This window comes from Streptomyces rugosispiralis, assembly GCF_024505145.1.
GTDB lineage: Bacteria > Actinomycetota > Actinomycetes > Streptomycetales > Streptomycetaceae > Streptomyces > Streptomyces rugosispiralis.
On the sequence record NZ_JANIAA010000272.1, the window covers coordinates 1 to 302 of the forward strand.

Consider the following 302-nt stretch of genomic DNA (forward strand, 5'->3'; position numbering starts at 1 on the left):
CAGGACCGCGAGGAGTTGGTCCGGGTGACCACGACGGGTGTTCGTGGAGCCTCGATGATCATGCGTGCGCGAGTGCTGCTCGCGCTGGATACCTCGGTGGGTGAGGTGGACCCCAAGGAGGTGATCGCGGCCCGTCTCGGCGTCTCCGGCGAGACGTTGCGGCTGGTCGCCAAGCGCTTCGCCGAAACCGGTGGCGATGTTCACGCCACGATCGCGCGGAAGAAGCGCGACCTCCCGCCGGTGCCCTCGCCGGTGACCGGCGAGGTCGAAGCCCGGCTGATCGCGATGGCCTGCTCACAACC

1 pseudogene is annotated in these 302 nt (G+C 68.9%); it reads left to right on the plus strand.

The window, feature by feature from the left end:
* Positions 1 to 60 precede the first annotated feature (60 nt).
* Positions 61 to 302: pseudogene (locus NP777_RS47410) on the plus strand (helix-turn-helix domain-containing protein); the annotation flags it as partial.